Below are 15,791 nucleotides of genomic sequence, written 5' to 3' on the forward strand. Positions count from 1 at the left end.
AGGAGGAAATGCGGGGGGCAGGCGACGGGCAGCGACGACAGGGGCTGACGGCGGAACCGGCGACAGGACTTCAGAACCGGAACAGGTCGCTCGTTGTGAGCAGACCGGAGTGGTCCTTGGTGTATTCAGCTGCCAGGACCGCACCGAGCGCAAAGCCCTTCCGGCTGTGGGCATCGTGGGTAATGGTGATCTTGTCGGCCTCGGAATCGTAGCTGACGCTGTGGATGCCCGGCACTTCTCCGCGACGGATGGAAGCGATGGGCAGCTCGTCCGGAGCGGCTTCGTTGCTGCCGGTTTCCGTACCGTCAGCAGCATGCTGGAAGCCTTTTACCCACTTGTCCTTGCGGTCAAGACGGGCGATGATGTCCTCTGCGAGGGTGATGGCAGTGCCCGACGGCGCATCGAGTTTATGGACATGATGCACCTCTTCCATCTTGACGTCATACTGCGGAAAACCGTTCATGATCTTCGCCAGATAGCGGTTGACAGCCGAAAAGATCGCCACGCCGATGGAGAAGTTGCTCGCCCAGAACAGCGTCTGTCCGCCTTCCGTACACATCTTCTCGACATCCGCCTTGTGATCCTGCATCCAGCCCGTCGAACCGCTGACGACCTTCACGTTATGTGCGAAGGCACGCTTGTAATTGCCGAAAGCGGCCGTGGGATTGGTAAACTCGATGGCGACATCCGCCGAAGCGAACGCCGGAGAATCAAAGTCTTCTATATTGTCAATATCAATGATACTCACGATTTCGTGGCCACGCTCACGGGCGATCTGCTCGATCATGTGCCCCATCTTGCCGTAGCCTATCAATGCTATTTTCATAATCAATCTGGATTAAAACGTTGCAAAGGTAGCTGATTTGCGGCATAATACAAAATATGTTCACGTATTTTATATAAGGTGTACGCAAGTTTACGGTTCTGCTTTTCCATCTTTGCAGGTACCGCAGAAGGCCCGTATTCCCAACCGGCCGGGAATCCTGTTCCCGACGGCCGGTACTCCGATTCCCGACGGCTGGTACTCCGATTCCCAACCGGTCGGGAAGAAACCGGCCGGCCGCGCCATCAGACAGAACCGGCTGACACGAAAGAGGTGCCAGCCGGTTCTGTCCGTTACCTGTGTTCGTCACAGGGCAGTTCCTCGCCCTGCGGGGATTTATGTGCCGATTTCTTTTTCACTTTGAACTTGTCAAATCCTTTTCCGAACACGCCCATGACCTGGCTCTGTGTGACGAAGGCGTCGGGGTCGATGTCGTCGATCATCCGGTAGACGTAGGATGCCTCCCGCTGCCGGGTCACGACAATGACGAGTTTTATCTCATGTCCTGTATAATAGCCCTTCGCATCGACGATCGTACTGGTGCGGTGGGGCTGGTCCCGTGAGATCATGTCGCAGATTTCCCTGTACCGCTCGGAGATGATCAGGAACTGTACCGACCGGCGGCTGGAGTTGATGACCTGATCCAGCACGAAGGACGTGATGATAAGGTTCACGTAACCGTAGATGACCTGCTCCCAGCTGTGGAGGACAAGGTAGCTGCCTGTCACAATGGTCATGTCCACCAGGAGAATGACCCGACCGAGCGAGATGTCACGGTACTTGTTGACGATGGCCGCCACAATATCCGATCCGCCGGAGCTTCCGTTGTACGACAGACCGAACGCCAGTCCTACACCGCAGAACGACGCACCGATGATGGCTGCCATGAAAGGCTGCCCATGGAGGAGCATGGGATGCGGGAAGGCCGACCCGAGAATCCTCGTCAGGACCGTCAGCACCACCACGCCGTAGATGGTACGGATGCAGAACTTCAGCCCCAGCACCTTGAGCGCAACGGCCAGCAGGATGGCGTTCAGAATGAAATATGTGGTGCTGACAGGGATGTTCTGCCCCCATTTCAGGATGGAGGCCAGTCCCGCTACGCCGCCGTTGCCGATGTGGTTGGGAAGAAGGAAAATCATCCAGCCGATGGCATAGGAGAACATGCCAACGGCAATCATCACATAGTCTAAGATCTCCCGATAAAGAGCTTTCTTGTTCAGTTTGTTAGTCATACATTTAAGGAATAAGTGAAATCACGCTGCAAATTTAGATAAATTTTCCGAAACAAAGCACTTGCACAGGAAAAATAGAGTACCTTTGCAGAAAATAAGATATATTCGGCAAACAGGAAGCGGGGGCTGTCTTTGCCCCGGCTGCATCACTTCCGCAAGCGGACACCGTTTGCGCGCGGCGATCCTGCCGGACGGGCGCCCTCACCCCTGCGCGGCGGAGGGACAGGCCGCGGCTCTGACACGGTTTCGTGGTCCTGTGCCGTCCTTGCAAAACAATCAGAAAGATGCCAGAAGATTTTGACATACATGAAGAGAAACTGACCTCGGCCGAGAAGGATTTCGAGAACGCCCTCCGTCCGCTGCGCTTCCGTGACTTCAGCGGACAGCAGAAGGTCGTCGAGAACCTCAGCGTGTTCGTCGAAGCCGCCAAGTACCGCGGCGAACCGCTCGACCACACACTCCTGCACGGGCCTCCGGGACTGGGCAAGACCACCTTGAGCAACATCATCGCCAACGAACTGGGCGTGGGGTTCAAGATCACTTCCGGCCCGGTGCTCGACAAGCCGGGCGACCTGGCGGGCATCCTCACGTCCCTTGAGCCGAACGACGTGATCTTCATCGACGAGATCCACCGGCTTTCCCCTGTCGTGGAGGAGTACCTCTACTCTGCCATGGAGGACTACCGCATCGACATCATGATAGACAAGGGGCCGTCGGCACGGTCGATCCAGATCGACCTCAATCCGTTCACCCTTGTCGGGGCGACCACCCGGAGCGGACTGCTCACGGCTCCGCTGCGCGCCCGTTTCGGCATCAACCTCCACCTGGAATACTACGACCCGGAGACCCTGCAACGCATCATCAAGCGGTCGGCGCAGCTGCTGAAAGTCCCCATCGTGGACGAGGCCGCCGCCGAGATCGCACGCCGTTCGCGCGGCACGCCGCGTATCTGCAACTCCCTGCTCCGCCGTGTGCGCGACTTCGCCCAGGTAAAGGGCAACGGGACCATCACTCCCGAGATAGCCGGTCTCTCCCTGCAGTCGCTGAACATCGACAAGTTCGGACTGGACGAGATTGACAACAAGATTCTCCTCACCATCATCGACAAGTTCCGGGGCGGGCCGGTGGGCGTGTCGACCATCGCGACCGCCATCGGAGAAGATTCCGGTACGGTAGAGGAGGTCTATGAGCCTTTCCTGATCATGGAGGGATTCATCAAACGCACGCCCCGAGGGCGCGTGGCAACCCGGCTTGCCTACACCCACCTCGGGAGAAACTACGCCCAGGCCGACTCCCTCCAGCCCGGCCTGTTCGATTAGGCGGAGCCGTCTCCGGCTGCACCTGCCGCCGGCTCCATCGGTCTCCGCTCCCTCTTCCCGGAGGAAGCGGAAAAGTTTTTCTGAAAAAACACACGGTCCGCTGCCACAAAGTTCTCCTTTCTTCCGTCTCTATAGATGTAAGCGGAACAAAGTATGAACCCTTTTCAATATCAGAGACATGAAAAAGAAAATCTTCACCTTGGCTTTCGCAGCCGCCACCTTACTTTGCGGCTGTAACGTACAGGCCCGCCCGTCGGCATCTGTCAGCGCATCGCAGGATGACGGCGTGGAGGCTCTCTTCAAACAGTTCAGGAACTCGGAGAACGTCACCTACCTCAATCTGCCCAAAAGTCTCATCAAGATGGGACTGAAGTCGGCTGACGACAAGACGGCCGAAGCACTCGCCGCCCGGATTGACGGAATACAGATCCTGACGCTGGAGGAGGCCGGCCAGAAGACGAAGGATGCTCTCTTCCGGCAGTTCAGCAATCTGGAGAAAAAGGGATACGAACCTGTGGTCAAATCGAATGACGACGGAGAAAAAGTCCGGATACTGATAAAAGGCAACGAGAAGGAGGTTCAGAACCTCATCATCTTCTCCATGGACAAGGACAACTGCTCGCTTGTCAGCATCAACGGACACATCAATCCTGCCGACATCGACGAAATCGTAGAGCTGGAGACCCATTAAGGGCTGTCCCGTAATACCCGTGCCGGTCTGCCGGCAGCAGACACTGTCGGCTCTTCGGAACTTTTGCCATCCGGCTGCCCTGCTCGCCTGAAAGGCAAAGGACCGTCGGAAATGATTTTAGAACCTTACTGAAACGAGTGAACATGATGAAGCGAATCCTCTTCCTACTGGCCCTGTCCATCAGTGTACTGGGCACCTCTGCACAGAACGTGGAGGGACTGATCAAGCAATACCGGCACGAGAAGCATGCCGACTACGTACATATTCCCCGCCTTGTAATGTCCCTGGCACGGCTGTTCGTCAGGGAGAGTCCGGAGGATGTCGAGACCGTCAAGGCCGTTTCCTCCATCCGGGTCCTCAGCCTGGAAGACTGCATGCCGGCTGTAAAGGAGCGTTTCCGGAATACCGTCCAGACTTTCCTGCCGGCGGGCTACATCCCCGTCATCTATACCAAGGAGGGCGGTGAGACCTGCCGTATCTATGTCAAGGAGCGAAAAGGCTGCATCCGGGAGGTTCTCCTCCTCTCTACCGACAAAGACGACGGCTGCATTGTCCAGATCAAAGGAAAGATCAAGCCAGGCGACGTAGGCAATGTGATAGAACAGAACACAAAGAAGGGAATCCGGAAAAGGTGCAATCTGTAACACCTTTTCCGTTCCCACTTTCTCCCTTCGGCATTCTCCCTGCCGCTTCCCCAACGTCTGTCCTTCCTATCTCCGCCGGTCATGCAAGCAACCGAATTCAAATGTCTCTTCCTTCCCTGCCACCGTAAACTCTTTTCCGTGGCATACAGGCTCACAGGCAATGTGCAGCGTGCAGAGGATCTGGTACAGGAGACCTTCCTGCGGCTCTGGACACAGCGTGACAGGATAGGGAGACCCGACAGTCCCGAGGGATACAGCGTGAGCGTACTGCGCCGGCTGTTCTATGACAGGCTGAGGGCCGCCCGCCTCCCGGAGGTGGACAAAGACGTGGGACATCTCCAGGTGGTGTCCGCACAGGACGTCGGCAGGCAGGTGGAAGACGCTGACGAATGCAACCTGATCAGGCAGCTGATCGTCTCTCTGCCCGGTCCGCAGGGCAGAATCATGCTGATGCGCGACGTGGAAGGACGCTCCTTCGGAGAAATCAGCAGGGAAACAGGGCTTACGGAGGTGAATATAAGGAGCATCCTCAGCCGTGCCCGCAGGAAAATCAGAGAACAGATAAAGACCATACGACATGACAAAGACTGAAGACATCAGGCGTCTGCTCGACCGCTATTACGACGGGCAGGCCACGGAGGAAGAAGAGAGCACGCTGTTCTCCTGCTTCCGGGGTGACGACACAGATGCCGTCCTGGAGGAGGAACGTGCGTTCTTCACGGCTCTTCAGCCGGAGGAGTGCCCTGTTCCGGAGGGGCTGGAGGGGCGGATCAGCCGGCAGGTCAGCCAGTGGAATACGATAGAGACGGGCACGCTCCGCACGGCAAGGCACAGCAACCTGCGCTGGATAGTGGGCATTGCCGCCTCCTTCCTGCTCCTCTTCGCCGCCTCCGCCATTGTCTATCAGCGTGAGCATGCCCCCGTGCAGAGCGGACAGGACACGTATGCGAATACAAAGGATGCGTATGCCGAGACCTCACGGGCTCTGATGAAATTCTCGAAGACCCTCAACAGGGGGATAAAAGCAACGGAGGACATCACTAAAAAGACAAGCGATTAGATTATGAAGAGAATCATTTTGACGGTCTGCATGGCGGTGATCGCCTGCACGGCGGCGTTCGCCCAAAAGGAGCTGTTCGACAGATACGGCGATGCGGAAGGGGTGACCACGGTCTACATCTCACGCAACATGATGCGGATGATGGGACAGGTGAAAGCCGGGAACAGGGACATCAGCAGGATCGCACGGCGGCTCGACCGGCTGCAGATCCTGTCCTGCGAACGTCCGTCGATGGTCGCATCCATCCAGAATGCCGCCGTCGCCATCTTCAGGAAGCAGAAGTTCTCGGTCGTCATGCAGGTCAACGACGGCAGAGAGCACACCACCATCTACGAACGGCACTACCCCAACGGCAAGAACGAGTTTGCCCTGCTGTCCGTGGAACGGGACGAAATCAGCATCATCAATATTCTCGGCAACGTATCGTTGCAGGACATACAGGGGATAGCCGGTGGGAAATAATCCACCGGCTTTCTTGGCTATGTTCTGGAAATGGAGTATATTTGCAGCGGAAAGAAGGGGCACAGGGCAGGTGCTGTCAGGATGCCGCAGGCAGACGGTCTGCATCCGGAAAAGCCGTCCGCAGCACCAGGCCGGAACCGGTCCGGCCAGCCCCGGAAGACAAGAAGACCCAGCGTCTGGTTTCAGCCGGACCGTCGACGCCGGAGAAACAAACAGCATTCAGCCGCTTATGAGAACAGGAATTTTCGTCGGAAGTTTCGATCCGTTCACCATCGGACACGATGCCATCGTACGCCGTTCACTGCCGCTCTTCGACAGGATTGTCATCGGGGTAGGCATCAACGGCCGCAAGCAGTACATGCTCAATACAGAAGAACGGACGGAGCGCATCGCACGCCTCTATGCCGGCAATCCGAAGGTAGAGGTGAAGGCGTACAGCGACCTGACCGTCGACTTCGCCCGCCGCGAAAGAGCCGGATATATCATCAAGGGCGTACGCAGCATGAAAGACTTCGAATACGAGCGTGAACAGGCTGACATAAACCGCCGGCTGGGCGGCATCGAGACCATTCTCCTCTATGCCGATCCGCAGCTGGAAAGCATCAGCTCCAGCATGGTCAGAGAACTGAGGCACTTCGGACAGGATATAACCGGGTTTCTGCCAGAGGGATATTGACCGGCAAGACTCAAAGCTACAGGAGGCTCTCACAGGGCCGCCCCGCAAAAACAACAAAGACAGATGATAACATACAATGCAGAAGGCGTGAAGATGCCGAAAATCAGGAAACGTGATACTTCCCGGTGGATCAAGGCGGTTGCCGCCACCTACGGCCGGGAGATCGGGGAAATCGGCTATATGTTCGTCGGCGACGAGAAGATCCTCGAGATAAACAACGAGTACCTGGGACACGACTATTACACAGACATCATCACCTTCGACTATGACGAGGGGAATGTGCTCAACGGCGACCTCGTCATCTCGCTCGACACGGTGCGAAGCAATGCCGAACTCTTCCACAAGTCCTATGAAGACGAACTGAACCGGGTCATCATCCACGGCATTCTCCATCTCTGCGGCATCAACGACAAAGGACCCGGTGAACGTGAAATCATGGAGGAGAATGAGAACAAGGCGCTTGCTCTGCTGAAGGAGATGTGATGGTGCAGGCGGGCGAAGGCCGTACATACTGCCGCACGTGTGCCGGTATGATGCGGAATTGCCGGCAGCCAGCCTCTGTTCCTCCTATTTTAGATACCCCTCCGGGCGAGGCGGACTTGTCCGGGCAATGTGTCCCGGGGCTTTCCGGACACGTCCCTGCCGCCTCTTCCTCCCTTTCCGCAGTCCGGTCCGTGCGGACATGGACATGAAAAAAGCTCCGTTTTCTCTTGCCTTGATGAGAAAACGAAGCCCTTTTCGTTTGCATTCCATGTGACGTCTGTCACCGCATCACCGTGGAGACAGATTCCTGCCATTATGGTAATCCGTTTTTAATCCCAAGATGACGAGCGTCCGTTACCAGCTGGCACATCGCCTGTCTGGTCTTGCCGCCGTTAAGCAGTTCTCGTCCGCATAAGCCGCTCGTCAGCCTTTTGCGGCAGGCTGGACAGTGGCAGGATGCACCCGACTTCCCACCTTCTGCCGGTGTACCGGTGCCCGTCACCGATGGTATTGTCGGCTAACACCGGCCGTGTCGGGCATTCGCACGCCTGCAACCGGATGCCGGAAAGAAAGCAACCGGGAGTGAAGGAAACGCTGTTCCGCCAAAAGCCAGCGGGACTTATCGGATGGAAGCAGGACTTGCCGCCCCCGACAACAACAGGAAACCGCCTGTGCCCAGGGACACCACACATGGCAATACAGGCTGCTTAGGCTTTGCCGGACAGCAATGGCCGGCCTTAACTTGCGTGCATCATGAACCAGTCGAACCAGCGTGCAGGCAGGAGGGTGTGCAGGAAGACGAGGGGCTTGGCACCGAAACCGATGAGGTAACGGGCTTTCGGTCGGCGGGTGTTGGCTGCACGGCTGATGGCTCTGGCAACGATTTTCGGATCGCTCATCATGCTGCCGCTATATTGTTTGCGCATACCTTCAGCGGTCTTCTTCGCCTGTGCTTCGTAGGCATCTCCCTTAGCACTTTCTGCCAGGTGGTCGGCTGCGATCTTGCCGTTCTGAATGCCGATACGGTCCGGAATCTGCTGGGCTGCCATACTGATGAAAGGAACAGGGCGGTCTATGTGAACAAAAGCAATCATATCAGGACAGACGAGGAGAGCCGGAGGCAGTCCGAGGGATATACGGGTCTGTTGGCATTCAAACTTGCCCAGACTGGCCGCCGCTACAACCGGGAGGTTGTCCGGAGTATTCTCCGCAGTATTCTCTTCGACTATCTTGAACTGATGACGGTAGTTGTTCCGACAGGCGAAACATCCGTAGAAGGGCAGCGCAAGGTGCTGTTCCAGCAGTTTCTCGAGCTGCTCTCCATGCGTCACGTCAAACACCAGCCTGTCGATACTTATGCCCAGGAACTTTGTGTTTCGCCAGGCTATCTCACAAAAGTCAGTAAGGATCTGTCGGGTAAGACGGCCATGAAATGGATCAGGGAGTACACAGAACAGGATGTACGCTACTGTCTGACGAACTCTGACCGGAGTGTGAAGGAAATCTGCAAAGACCTTGGTTTCCCGGAACTCAGCTTCTTCTCGAAGTTCTGCCGGCGTGCTCTCGGCTGTTCGCCCACGGCGTACAGGAAGAAGGCGAAGGCCTCTCGTGGCCAGATTCCGAATGTGTGAGCAAGGGTCTGCAAGGCTATGCCAGCAGGTGATAACATCCGCCTGCCATCGCCCTGATGACCCCTTTCATCTCCAGGGTGAAGAGGACGCCCGTGAGCCGTGAGATGGGAATGTCTGTCCGGACGGACAGGAGATTGATCTGCAGGTCGTTGTTCTGCCGGAGCACATGGACGACAGCATTTTCTTCTGGCGACAGATGCGGGAACAGAGTACGTTCAATGCCCTTCTGCTGTGCCTGCGCCAGCTTCCTGTCCTCTTCCCATCCCATCGCTTTCACCAGGTCGGTGGCAGAGGTGACGAGTGCCGCCCCGTTGTCCCGGATAAGGTTGTTGCATCCCTCGCTGTAGTCTGAATGTACGGAACCGGGGAAGGCGAATACCTCCCGTCCGTAGCTGCGTGCAATGCTGCAAGTGATGAGTCCGCCGCCCTTGGAAGCCGACTCTACGAGAAGGGTGGCATCCGAACATCCGGCGACGATGCGGTTCCGCTGCACGAAGTTGCGGGCTACGGGCTGTGTGTGCGTCATGTATTCCGTCAGCAGTCCGCCTTGCTTCATCATCTGTGCAGCCGTCTGACGGTGTGTGCGGGGATAGAGGTCGTCAAGCCCGTGCGCCAGTACACCGATGGTGTCAAAGCCGTTCTGCAGAGCCGCCCGGTGTGCATGGATGTCTACGCCGTATGCCAGTCCGCTGAAGATGAGAACATCTGGGCAGAGCGTCTTCAGTTCCCTGACGAACGAACGGATGATATCCTGTCCGTAGGTGGTGCAGTGGCGAGTGCCTACAATACTGATGACGTGACGGCTGTTGAGGTCGGCGTTGCCGAGATAATAGAGCAGGACAGGGGCATCGGGACACTCCCTGAGCCGTTGCGGATAGTGTTCGTCGTTCATGCAGATGGGCTGGATGCCATGCTGCCGGTCGTATTCCAGCTCCTGTTCAGCCCGGTCTCTGAGACTGTCGATGTCTTTCAGCGCCTCAACGAGGTGTGCGGAGGCATCAGGGAGGATGTCCCTGATGTCCCGTCTGTGTTCTATGACGGCAGTAGCCGAACCTGCCCGCCTGTATAGTTCTGCCAGTTCGGCGAGGTGGAAGCGGGTCAGTCGGGTCAGCAGGATGGCGTTAAGGGATTCCATGGCGGAGAGTGTCGGGGGTAGGCGATGATGGGTGGTGATGGGCGGGGATAAGCGGGGATAGGGATGAGTTTTTCACCTTCCTACAGCACTGCGGCGAATGCTTCGTCATATTCCTTGCTGTTGCCCAGCTTGCCGTTGATAAGCGTCACAAGGTCTACATCGGCATGGAAGCAGAGCTGTTCGTCGCTGGCACGGAAGAGGTCGTGGTTGAACACCCAGCGAAGTCCCTGCTTCTTCAAACCCATGCGTGAGATGATCTCGTCGTCACAGGTCAGCGGCATCTTATAGGTAAGCTGCATCCGTGCGACGACGGCATCGACACCTTTCTCGTGCAAATCGGCGAAGCTGACACCTAATGAACGCAGGAACCGATGGCGGGTGTGCTCGGTGTAGTGCAGATAATTGGCATTGTTTACTATACCTTGGATGTCGCACTCATAGTCGCGGACTTCCATTCTTGTCTCGAAGATGTATTTCTTTTGTTCCATAATTTATTAATTAAAAGAAGTTTGTCAGACCTGTCTGTCTCATCAGTTTAATCCGTCTTGTCAGCAGAACGCCCCCCGCCACCGGATGACGGGACTTCCTTTCAGCTACGCCGGGCAGCGCAGCTGCCTTTCAGATATTCGTATCCGATCCGGCAGCGCAGGCATTCCTTCCGGTCGCAGTACTCCTTTTTCAGCTGTATGAGCGCCTGTGAGTCACCTGCCGTCTCAACTGTCAAGCCTACTTTCCTCCACATCCTCACGATGTGATTGTCCTCCGCTTTCAACGCTTCAAGGAAGTCGAAGGCACGTCCGCACAGCCTTCCGGAATCCTTGTGCCTGCCGTAGGCGAAGAGGACGGGGACGACCGTGTTGATGGTCAGCAGGTTCAGCGATGCCGACGACAGCCGTTTCTCGCTCCTTGCACTCTCTTCACCAAAGACATAGTGTGTCTCCCAGTAGGTCGTCACCTGCGTAGCCAGCAGTTCCTGCACCTGTCTTACCGTCTCACACTCCAGCAGCTGTGACAGTCCCGCCCGCTGTTCACAGTAAAGCCGGGCGAGCTGCGCGATGCGGATATGCGGGAAGTTCTGCGGCCGGAGACGGAGAAACCGCCACAGCCCGGCATCCATGTGCCTCAGTCCGAACTTATGCGCCAGATACCGGTACTCGCTTTCCAGCTGCGTGAAGTAGCCGTCCTGCCGTGCTTTCTGCTGATAGCGTTCCGGCAGGGCAGCCTCCTCCAGCAGTCCTGCCTGCCCCAGGAAGAAGGCTTCAATCTGCAGCAGGTTGTCCCGATGATGGGCTATGTTCTGCAATGGAATCAGCTTTGCCCATGTTTCAAAAGCATCGCCGTTGATGCCGAAGCCGTAGTTGCGGGCAAGGGTGACGAAGTAAGCGGCTTCCCAAGATCCGTCGCAGTCTTTCACCCGCTGGGCGATCGCCTCCGTTTTCTGTTCCAGCCGTTCCGTCTGCAAGGCACTCATCCACGAGTGAACCATCAGGCGTGAGAGGTCAGGAATGATGCGGTAGCAGGGCGGATAGGCCTCCGTCGTAAGCAGTTCTTTGTAATGTTCCCTGACGGATGCAGGAACCTGCAGCCGCATCTGTGGCGGATAATCGCCTTGTTTTGTCTTGACATCCACGTCAACGGACTCTGCCACGTGCAGGATGATGTTGTTATAGTGCGGATCGCGGTCGTGCCGGTGCAGAAACCAGTCGGACGCACGGTCGTGTATCTCTACATTGCCCACCCACAACGTTCCGCCGATCTTCACTTTCGCATTGAAGAAATCGGGACCTGCATTGCGGTTATGCAGTCCGGGATCAATGACTTCCACCTCCTGTCCGTCAGTGGTCTTGAGCCCCGTCAGCGGAAACATTTTGTGTTTCCATACGTAGTGGAGGAGTTGTTCCATAACAGATTCTTGGTTTTACAGAACGCAAATATACGAAAAAAACGGGACAATCGATCCGCCTGTCAGTGTGTTTTAAGCATAACAACATCTTTTTTTATGGAAAGATGATGCTTTTTCCTTTTTTTTCATAAATTTGTCGGCCGTCAGGGGTTCTGTCATAAAAGCGTCGGACCGCCTCACATAATGAATACCCAAGATACATGTCGTGTCTGTCCAAGGGAAAATGAGTTATAATCCATCCGCAATGAAAAGAAGAATGCCGTCAGACAACCGCCGTCTGGCAAAAGGACTGCTGCTTGCAGTGCTGCAATGTCTTTCCGCTCTGTCGCTTTCCGCCCAGACTCCTTATATTCGAGGGACCGTGAAAGACGGAGCGGGCACACCGGTTGAGTTCGCAACCGTAACCCTGCTGTCAGGAAAGGATTCCACAGTCCTTACCGGGACGGTCACTGAAGAGAACGGAAGTTTCTCTTTTGATGTAACGGACGCAGACCAGCCGACGGTACTTCGCATTTCCTTTATCGGATATAAAGACTGTATGATCCGTAATCCTGCCGGAGACCTTGGCGTTGTCGTCCTGAATCCGGTAGACCAGCAGTTAGACGAGGTGGTCGTGAAAGGAAACCGACGGATGGTGAAGCTCAGGAATGACGGTATACAGGTGGATGTCTCTGGCACCTATCTGTCGCATACCGGTTCAGCGCTCGAACTGCTCGGAAAAATGCCGTTTGTTTCCAGGTCAGGTTCAGACATAGAAGTGCTCGGCAAAGGCGCACCCCTCATCTACATCAACAACCGCCAGGTGCGCGACCAGTCGGAGCTTGTCCGGCTCTCTTCTTCAGAGATCAGGAACATAGAGGTCGTGACTTCCCCCGGTGCAAGGTATGCCTCGACAGCGAATGCCGTCATTCGTATTACAACAGCAGCTCCCATGGGGGAAGGCTTCTCTTTCAACGACAGGACGACGACCGGGGTCAAACATTATGCCTATCTTTTCGAGCAGACCGACTTCAATTACCGCCGAAAGGGTTTCGACCTTGCCGGTATGCTGAACTATGAGAACTACCGCGAGCGTCCCCGCATAGAGAACACGACCCTGCAATATCTGTCCACGACGACCATTGAACAGCGGGGCACGGGCAAGGACTTCTCGAAGTTTCCGGTCTATTCGGGGAAGGTCGGCCTGAATTACAACCATAAGTCCCACTATTTCGGATTGTTCTATGATTTCAGATTCAAGCCTTCGGAATCGTCCGGCCCTACGGAAACCTCACGCTACATTGACGGGCGTTTCTCCGAACAGCTTGAAAACAGCTCTGCCTCCAGCCGTCATGCCCGCCAGCATCTGCTGAGTGCCTACTACACGGGAACTGCGGGTAAATGGCAGTTGTCTGTCAACCTGGATGCTCTGTGGCAGCTGAATGACCGCCATACCAACGAGCACGAACGGTCCACCGTGAATCCAAGACGTGATTTTACAACTGCAAACGAAGTCTGCAACCGCCTCCTTGCCGGCAATGCCTCGGCTTCTCGTCCTGTGTGGAAAGGCGAGGTGAGAATAGGGACAGAGAGCACTCATATTCATCGTACCGATCGTTATGCAGGGAATGCAGTCTATATTGCCGGCAATGACAACCGCATAGAAGAGACCACCACTGCCCTTTTCGCCGAAACCAGTCAGACATTCGGAGCCGTATCTGCCAATATCGGTCTGCGGTGGGAATACACTGACTCCAGATACTATCATTTCGGCACTTACTCGCCCGGGCAGAGCCGCACCTGTCACAACCTCGCTCCCACGGCATCGCTCGCCTTCCCCATAGGAAAGGTGAAGACACGTCTCGCATATACACGCAAGACTTCCCGTCCCGCCTTCGACCAGCTCGGTTCTGCCGTGAAATACATCGACCGCTACACCTATGAATCAGGCAATCCCGACCTCCGTCCCATCTACCGCGACTATCTGTCGCTGTCGACGGCGTGGAAGGACCTGTCCGTAGAAATAGCGTACACTTCCACCAAGAATTATTTCATGTGGCAGACCGTACCGTACCCTGGCAACACGGAAGCCACTTTGCTGCAGATGCAGAATATGCCGCGTTTCCGTTCCTACAGCGCTTTCGCAAACTATTCTCCCACGTTTTTCGGCTGCTGGCATCCTGTCTGGATGGCAGGTTTTGCCGCACAGGATTTCAAGCTGACCCATCATGGAGAACTGTTGAGGCTCAACCGTCCGCTGGGCATCTTCCGTTTCAACAACGCTGTCCATCTTCCCTGGGATATGTGGCTGAACATAGACTTCTCAGCCCGGACTTCCGGCAATGGCGACAATGCCCGCATCCGCAGTTACTGGACAAATGACCTCGGCCTCTACAAATCGTTCGGCAGAGATACGTGGAGCATCAAACTGCAGCTCAATGACGTGTTCGGTACATGGCGCCAGCAGTTCACCACATTTGATGCCCTTACACGTACAGACGTGAACAAGGTCTACGACACGCGCGACTTCTCTCTCACCCTTCGCTACAACTTCAACGCTGCCCGGTCAAGATACAAGGGGCATGGAGCCGGAAATGCAGAGAAAGACAGGCTCTGACAAGCCTCCCGGAATCCCATAGGAAAGTGTTGTGTGCCGGCAGACTGCACAAGGTGCGAATCAGATGACTCCATCAGGAAGCTTCTTCGTACAGGTGGAGCAATGCTCCCGGACGAATGGGTATCGGAGTACCGGATGCTGGGAACAGGAGTACCGGCCGTCGGGAACAGGAGTACCGCCCGCTGGGAACAGGATTCCCAACCGGTCGGGAATCATCCGATGCCCGATGACTTCAGGGCCGTCCGTCCGTCCGCAGTATCTTCACCAGATCCTTCATACCCTCGCTTGCCCCTTTCCTGATGTGCGTCACACGTTGCAGGCTGCCGGACGGCACATCGTCGGGATCGATGAGGTAGACAGGTATGTCCGGGCGGGTGTACTGCACCAGTCCCGCTGCCGGATAGACGTTCAGCGACGTACCGATGATGACGAAGAAGTCGGCCTGCGCCGCTATTCCCGCTGCCGGCTCAATCATGGGCACCGCTTCGCCGAAGAAGACGATGAAAGGACGGAGCAGACTGCCGTCGCCGGCACGTGCGCCGGGATCGACCTCGCAGGCCTCGGGCGGCAGCTCCCGTATGTAACGGCTGTCGTAAGGAGCATTGCTCGAGCAGACCTTCGTCAGTTCTCCATGCAGATGGATGACCTTTGAGGAACCGGCTTTCTCGTGGAGATTGTCCACATTCTGCGTGATGACGCTCACGTCATAATCCTTTTCAAGGTCTTTGATGAGACGGTGTCCCTCGTTGGGCTCCGCCGCATAGAGTTTTTTCCGGAGGTTGTTGTAAAAGTTGTTGACGAGCGTCGGGTTGGCTTCCCATCCCTCGTGAGAGGCCACCTGTTCGACAGGATAGTTCTCCCACAGTCCGTCATTGCCTCGGAAGGTCTTGAATCCACTCTCCACAGACATTCCTGCACCTGTCAAGAATACGATTTTCTTCATGTTGCTTGGTTTTTAGAGTTTCGAGGAGCTGAAGGGCCTGGAAAGAGACGGATGAGGCAGAGGAGACGGAAAGAAAGCCGACACCGTACATTCCAAAGGGATGGCAGGGGACAGCCCTGTCCGCTCTGTACTGTTCATCCGCCTCTCCCAGCTGCTTCAAACCCTAAAGCGCCTTTCACTTCGACAAATT

The 15,791-nt window shown here is 56.0% G+C and carries 17 protein-coding genes; 10 read left to right on the top strand and 7 right to left on the bottom strand.

What is annotated here, in order from left to right; genetic code table 11:
- Window positions 1-70 precede the first annotated feature (70 nt).
- A complete protein-coding gene (gene dapB / locus HMPREF9141_RS05835; RefSeq protein ID WP_007367650.1) occupies window positions 71-826 on the bottom strand; it encodes a 4-hydroxy-tetrahydrodipicolinate reductase in 756 nt (251 codons plus the stop codon).
- A gap of 290 nt (window positions 827-1,116) precedes the next feature.
- Window positions 1,117-2,058, bottom strand: coding sequence for a YitT family protein (locus tag HMPREF9141_RS05840; RefSeq protein WP_007367651.1), 942 nt, complete (start codon window positions 2,056-2,058; stop codon window positions 1,117-1,119).
- A 284-nt stretch (window positions 2,059-2,342) separates the two neighbouring features.
- Here HMPREF9141_RS05840 and ruvB point away from each other — a divergent pair, with 284 nt between their 5' ends.
- The 8 genes from ruvB (at window position 2,343) to ybeY (ending at window position 7,393) form a co-directional block, all read left to right on the top strand.
- A complete protein-coding gene (ruvB, locus tag HMPREF9141_RS05845) occupies window positions 2,343-3,377 on the top strand; it encodes a Holliday junction branch migration DNA helicase RuvB (protein ID WP_007367653.1) in 1,035 nt (344 codons plus the stop codon).
- Window positions 3,378-3,555: 178 nt separating this feature from the next.
- Window positions 3,556-4,068 carry a DUF4252 domain-containing protein gene (locus tag HMPREF9141_RS05850; RefSeq protein WP_007367654.1) on the top strand — a complete coding sequence of 171 codons (513 nt, stop codon included), beginning with the start codon at window positions 3,556-3,558 and terminating at the stop codon, window positions 4,066-4,068.
- A 143-nt stretch (window positions 4,069-4,211) separates the two neighbouring features.
- The gene (locus HMPREF9141_RS05855) at window positions 4,212-4,712 is read left to right on the top strand and encodes a DUF4252 domain-containing protein (RefSeq protein WP_007367655.1); all 501 of its coding nucleotides are present in this window, start codon (window positions 4,212-4,214) and stop codon (window positions 4,710-4,712) included.
- A gap of 81 nt (window positions 4,713-4,793) precedes the next feature.
- Window positions 4,794-5,303, top strand: coding sequence for a GFO_1088 family ECF-type sigma factor (locus HMPREF9141_RS05860; RefSeq protein ID WP_007367656.1), 510 nt, complete (start codon window positions 4,794-4,796; stop codon window positions 5,301-5,303).
- On the top strand, window positions 5,290-5,772 hold the full coding sequence (locus tag HMPREF9141_RS05865; protein WP_007367657.1) for a PG0215 family putative anti-sigma factor: 483 nt from the start codon (window positions 5,290-5,292) through the stop codon (window positions 5,770-5,772). Before HMPREF9141_RS05860 ends, HMPREF9141_RS05865 begins: the two co-directional genes overlap by 14 nt.
- A 3-nt stretch (window positions 5,773-5,775) precedes the next feature.
- Window positions 5,776-6,234 (top strand): DUF4252 domain-containing protein, encoded by a 459-nt coding sequence (locus HMPREF9141_RS05870; protein ID WP_007367658.1) that lies wholly within the window; start codon window positions 5,776-5,778, stop codon window positions 6,232-6,234.
- 229 nt (window positions 6,235-6,463) lie between these two features.
- The gene (coaD, locus tag HMPREF9141_RS05875; RefSeq protein ID WP_040554917.1) at window positions 6,464-6,910 is read left to right on the top strand and encodes a pantetheine-phosphate adenylyltransferase; all 447 of its coding nucleotides are present in this window, start codon (window positions 6,464-6,466) and stop codon (window positions 6,908-6,910) included.
- 63 nt (window positions 6,911-6,973) lie between these two features.
- Window positions 6,974-7,393 (top strand): rRNA maturation RNase YbeY, encoded by a 420-nt coding sequence (ybeY, locus tag HMPREF9141_RS05880; protein ID WP_007367660.1) that lies wholly within the window; start codon window positions 6,974-6,976, stop codon window positions 7,391-7,393.
- A gap of 737 nt (window positions 7,394-8,130) precedes the next feature.
- Here ybeY and HMPREF9141_RS05885 read toward each other — a convergent pair.
- Window positions 8,131-8,487, bottom strand: coding sequence for a hypothetical protein (locus tag HMPREF9141_RS05885; RefSeq protein WP_007367664.1), 357 nt, complete (start codon window positions 8,485-8,487; stop codon window positions 8,131-8,133).
- Between HMPREF9141_RS05885 and HMPREF9141_RS12440 the strand changes: the two genes are divergently transcribed.
- Complete coding sequence (locus HMPREF9141_RS12440) at window positions 8,470-9,024, top strand: helix-turn-helix domain-containing protein (RefSeq protein WP_007367665.1); 555 nt, start codon at window positions 8,470-8,472, stop codon at window positions 9,022-9,024. The two genes, HMPREF9141_RS05885 and HMPREF9141_RS12440, sit on opposite strands and share 18 nt — an antisense overlap.
- A 16-nt stretch (window positions 9,025-9,040) precedes the next feature.
- Here the strand turns inward: HMPREF9141_RS12440 and dprA are convergent, their stop codons facing one another.
- The 3 genes from dprA to HMPREF9141_RS05905 form a co-directional block, all read right to left on the bottom strand.
- Window positions 9,041-10,159, bottom strand: coding sequence for a DNA-processing protein DprA (gene dprA / locus HMPREF9141_RS05895; RefSeq protein WP_007367666.1), 1,119 nt, complete (start codon window positions 10,157-10,159; stop codon window positions 9,041-9,043).
- Window positions 10,160-10,239: 80 nt separating this feature from the next.
- Window positions 10,240-10,647 (bottom strand): acyl-CoA thioesterase, encoded by a 408-nt coding sequence (locus HMPREF9141_RS05900; protein ID WP_007367667.1) that lies wholly within the window; start codon window positions 10,645-10,647, stop codon window positions 10,240-10,242.
- 101 nt (window positions 10,648-10,748) lie between these two features.
- Window positions 10,749-12,062, bottom strand: a complete 1,314-nt coding sequence (locus HMPREF9141_RS05905; RefSeq protein WP_007367668.1) for a DUF2851 family protein — start codon at window positions 12,060-12,062, stop codon at window positions 10,749-10,751.
- Between the two features lie 244 nt (window positions 12,063-12,306).
- Between HMPREF9141_RS05905 and HMPREF9141_RS05910 the strand changes: the two genes are divergently transcribed.
- Window positions 12,307-14,658: an outer membrane beta-barrel family protein gene (locus tag HMPREF9141_RS05910; protein WP_007367670.1), complete on the top strand. Its 2,352-nt coding sequence runs from the start codon at window positions 12,307-12,309 to the stop codon at window positions 14,656-14,658.
- Window positions 14,659-14,890: 232 nt separating this feature from the next.
- Here the strand turns inward: HMPREF9141_RS05910 and HMPREF9141_RS05915 are convergent, their stop codons facing one another.
- On the bottom strand, window positions 14,891-15,601 hold the full coding sequence (locus HMPREF9141_RS05915; protein ID WP_007367672.1) for an SIR2 family NAD-dependent protein deacylase: 711 nt from the start codon (window positions 15,599-15,601) through the stop codon (window positions 14,891-14,893).
- Between the last annotated feature and the right edge of the window lie 190 nt (window positions 15,602-15,791).

Origin of the sequence: Prevotella multiformis DSM 16608, from assembly GCF_000191065.1 — a bacterium.
Lineage (GTDB): Bacteria > Bacteroidota > Bacteroidia > Bacteroidales > Bacteroidaceae > Prevotella > Prevotella multiformis.